Genomic DNA, 3,310 nt, shown 5'->3' on the forward strand with positions numbered 1-3,310 from the left:
GGGGGCGGTGCCCCGCAGGACGACGACCCGTTCGGCTACCTCTACCGCCCGGCCGACGGTTCCACCGGGCAGCCGGCCGAGCCGCAGCAGGGGGTCCCGCGCACGTCGTACAGCCGCCCGATGGAGGTCGGGCGCGCGCAGTACGGCTATCCGCAGCGGGCGCAGCAACAGCAGCAGCAGCCGTACGGCCAGCAGGGCATGCCGCCGCAGGGGTACCCGGGCGGTCAGCCGCAGGCCCCGTACGGCGGTCAGCCCGGATCGCCGCAGCAGCCCGAGTACGGTGCCGCGCCCACCCAGCAGACCCGCTACGCGGAGCACTCCCGGCCGCAGCCGGGGGAGGAGCCGCGCAGCAGCGGCCGGAGCAAGGGCGCGGTGATCGGCGCGGTCGCCGTGGTCGCTGCGATAGCGATCGGCGCCGGCATAGCGCTCTCCACCGGGGACCCGGACGACACCAAGAACACCAAGGGCGGCACCGCGACCACCGCCCCGCCGGCCCCCAACAGCCCGGCGCCGACGGCCACGAACGCGAGCGCCGGCCCCACGTCGAGCGCCACCGCCATCTCCGGGCCGACGAGCGTGGACGCGGGCCAGCTCCAGGCGCAGAACGCGCCGTCCGGCAACAGCGTCAAGGGCGCCAAGTCCGCCGACGGCAGCTACCTGACGCTCCAGCCGGGCGGTTCGGTGACCTGGACCGGCGACATCGCCACGGCCGGGACGTACAAGCTGAGCGTGCACTACAACTACTCGGGCGCGGACATCAAGGGCGGGGCCGCGGTGAACGGCAAGGACTGGCCGAGCGGGGTGACCTACAAGGTCTACGGGGCGCCCCCCAAGGACCAGACCGCCGCCTGGTTCTCCACCTGGATACTCCCGCAGTTCCAGGCCGGGCCGAACTCGGTGACCTTCACGGTGCCCTCCGGGCCGATCCTGATCGACCAGATCACCATCGAGCCGAGCGGCTGACGCCACCGCGGACGCGACGCGGCCGCCCGCCCCCGAGGGGGACGGGCGGCCGCGTCGCGTTCCGGGCGTCGCTCAGTCGGCCTTCACGGGCCGGAACGTCTCGCCGCCGAGCACCCAGCGGCCGCGGCGCATGACGGCGACCAGGTCGTAGCTCCCGGAGTCGACCACGACCAGGTCGGCGAGCTTGCCGGTCTCCAGCGAGCCGATCGAGTCGCTCAGGCCGAGCAGCCGGGCCGGGGTGGCGGACAGCGACTCGACGGTCTGGTTCAGGCTCAGCCCGTTGACGGTGACCGAGCGCTTGAACGCCACGTCCAGGGTGAGGGTGGACCCGGCGATCGCGCCGCCCTCGACCAGCCGGGCCACGCCGTCCTTGACCTGGACCTGGAGGGGGCCGAGGGGGTAGAGGCCGTCGCCCATGCCGGCGGCGCCCATCGCGTCGGTGATCAGGGCGACCCGGTTCGCGCCGGCGGTGCCGTAGGCGAGGTCGAGGACGGAGGGGTGCAGGTGCACGCCGTCGTTGATCAGTTCGACGGTGACCCGTTCGTCCTCCAGCAGGGCCACGATCGGGCCGGGGGCGCGGTGGGCGATGCCGGGCATGGCGTTGAACAGGTGGGTGGCGACGGTGGCGCCGGCCTCGATCGCCTCCAGGGTGGTGGCGTAGTCGGAGTCGGTGTGGCCGACGGCGGCGATCACGCCGAGGTCGGTGAGCATCCGTACCGAGTCCAGGCCGCCGGGCAGTTCGGGGGCGAGGGTGACCATCCTGGCGTGGCCGCGGGCGGCGTCGACGAGCTTGCGGACCAGGGCGGGGTCGGGGTCGCGCAGCAGGTCGGGGCGGTGGGCGCCGCAGCGGTTGTGGGAGATGAACGGGCCCTCGAAGTGGATGCCGGCCAGGACGCCGTCCTCGACGAGTTCGGAGAGGACGTGCGCCTGGCGGGCGACCTCGTCGATCTCGCCGGTGACGGTGGAGGCGATCGTGGTGGTGGTGCCGTGTTCCAGGTGGGTCCGGGCGGCCAGCAGCGCCTCCTCGGCGATGCCGGAGGCGTAGGAGGCGCCGCCGCCGCCGTGGACGTGCAGGTCGACGAAGCCGGGGACGACGGTGTACCCGGTCAGGTCGAGGTCGCCGGGTTCGGTGTCGCCGCCGAGGCCGGCGATGCGCTCGCCCTCGACGGCGAGGCGGTCGCCGTCGACGACGCCGCCGGGCAGGACCAGCCGGGCGCCGGCCAGGGCAGTTCGGTCACGGTCCGCGGTGGTCACGCGGTCACCTCCATGGTGAGCAGATCCCAGGCGAGCAGGCCTGCGCCCAGGGACGCGGCGGTGTCTTTGAGCATGGCGGGTACGACCTTCGGGGGCATCTGGAAGGTCAGTCGCTCGGTGACGGCCGCGCGCAGCGGAGTGAAGAGCGTGTCGCCGGCCTCCGCCAGCCCGCCGCCGACGATCACCGTGGACGGGTCGAGCAGGCTCTGGGCCAGCACGATGCCGTCCGCGAGGGCGTCGACGGCCTGCTGCCAGACCGCGAGGGCGCGGTCGTCCCCGGCGTCCACCGCGGCGGCGCAGGATGCCGCGTCGGCGTCGGGGTCGCCGCTGGCCTCGGCCCAGGCGCGGGAGACGGCGGAGGCGGAGGCCAGTGTCTCCAGGCAGCCGCGGGCGCCGCAGCCGCACGGCGGTCCGCCCGGGCGGACCACGACGTGGCCGATCTCGCCGCCGTAGCCGTGCGCGCCCGCCTCGATCCGGTCCCCGATGCCGATCGCGCCGGCGATGCCGGTGCCGAGGGCGATGAACAGGAAGCGGTCGACGCCGCGACCGGCTCCGAGCCGGCCCTCGGCCAGGCCGCCGGAGCGCACGTCGTGGCCGAGGGCGACCGGCATCGGGCCGCCGTCCGGTCCGGCCAGGCGCTCGCCGAGGAGCTTGCGCAGCGGGAGGTCGCGCCAGCCGAGGTTGGCGGAGAAGACCGCGATGCCGTTCTTCTCGTCGATCGTGCCCGGGACGGCGACGCCGGCCGCGAGCGGGGCGACGCCGAAGCGGCTGCGGCCCTCGTCCGCCAGGTCGGCGGCGAAGTCGAGGATGGCGGCGACGACGGCGTCCGTGCCGTGCTCCCGCCCGGTCGGTCGGCGTGCTTCGAACAGCACGGAGCCGTCCTGGGCGAGCAGCGCGGCCTTCATGCCGGTGCCGCCTACATCGAGTGCGATGACGTGCTTCACGGAGGACAGTTTCCCTTGGGCGGGTCGAAGAGGTCTAGTCCAGTTGTCGGATTGGTCTGGTCCATACTGGGTGAGCTTTGTCGCAGCTGCGGGGGTGTGCGGGGCTTTGCGCCCGGGGGCGGGGCCGGGAGCCGAACGGGATGTGCGGG

Annotated in this window: 3 protein-coding genes; 1 reads left to right on the forward strand and 2 read right to left on the reverse strand. The window is 74.4% G+C overall.

The genetic code is table 11. The features are described from left to right. Positions 1–963, forward strand: a 963-nt coding sequence (locus ACIQOV_RS33840; protein ID WP_401054611.1) for a hypothetical protein, incomplete at its 5' end; no start/stop codon positions are given. A 72-nt stretch (positions 964–1,035) separates the two neighbouring features. Here ACIQOV_RS33840 and nagA read toward each other — a convergent pair. Further along, on the reverse strand, positions 1,036–2,217 hold the full coding sequence (nagA, locus tag ACIQOV_RS33845; protein ID WP_401054612.1) for an N-acetylglucosamine-6-phosphate deacetylase: 1,182 nt from the start codon (positions 2,215–2,217) through the stop codon (positions 1,036–1,038). Then, positions 2,214–3,161, reverse strand: coding sequence for an ROK family protein (locus tag ACIQOV_RS33850; protein ID WP_359905868.1), 948 nt, complete (start codon positions 3,159–3,161; stop codon positions 2,214–2,216). The genes nagA and ACIQOV_RS33850 overlap by 4 nt, the downstream gene beginning before the upstream one ends. Positions 3,162–3,310 lie beyond the last annotated feature (149 nt).

The sequence above is a fragment of the Kitasatospora sp. NPDC091257 genome (assembly GCF_044757675.1).
Taxonomy (GTDB): Bacteria; Actinomycetota; Actinomycetes; order Streptomycetales; family Streptomycetaceae; genus Kitasatospora; species Kitasatospora lactacystinica.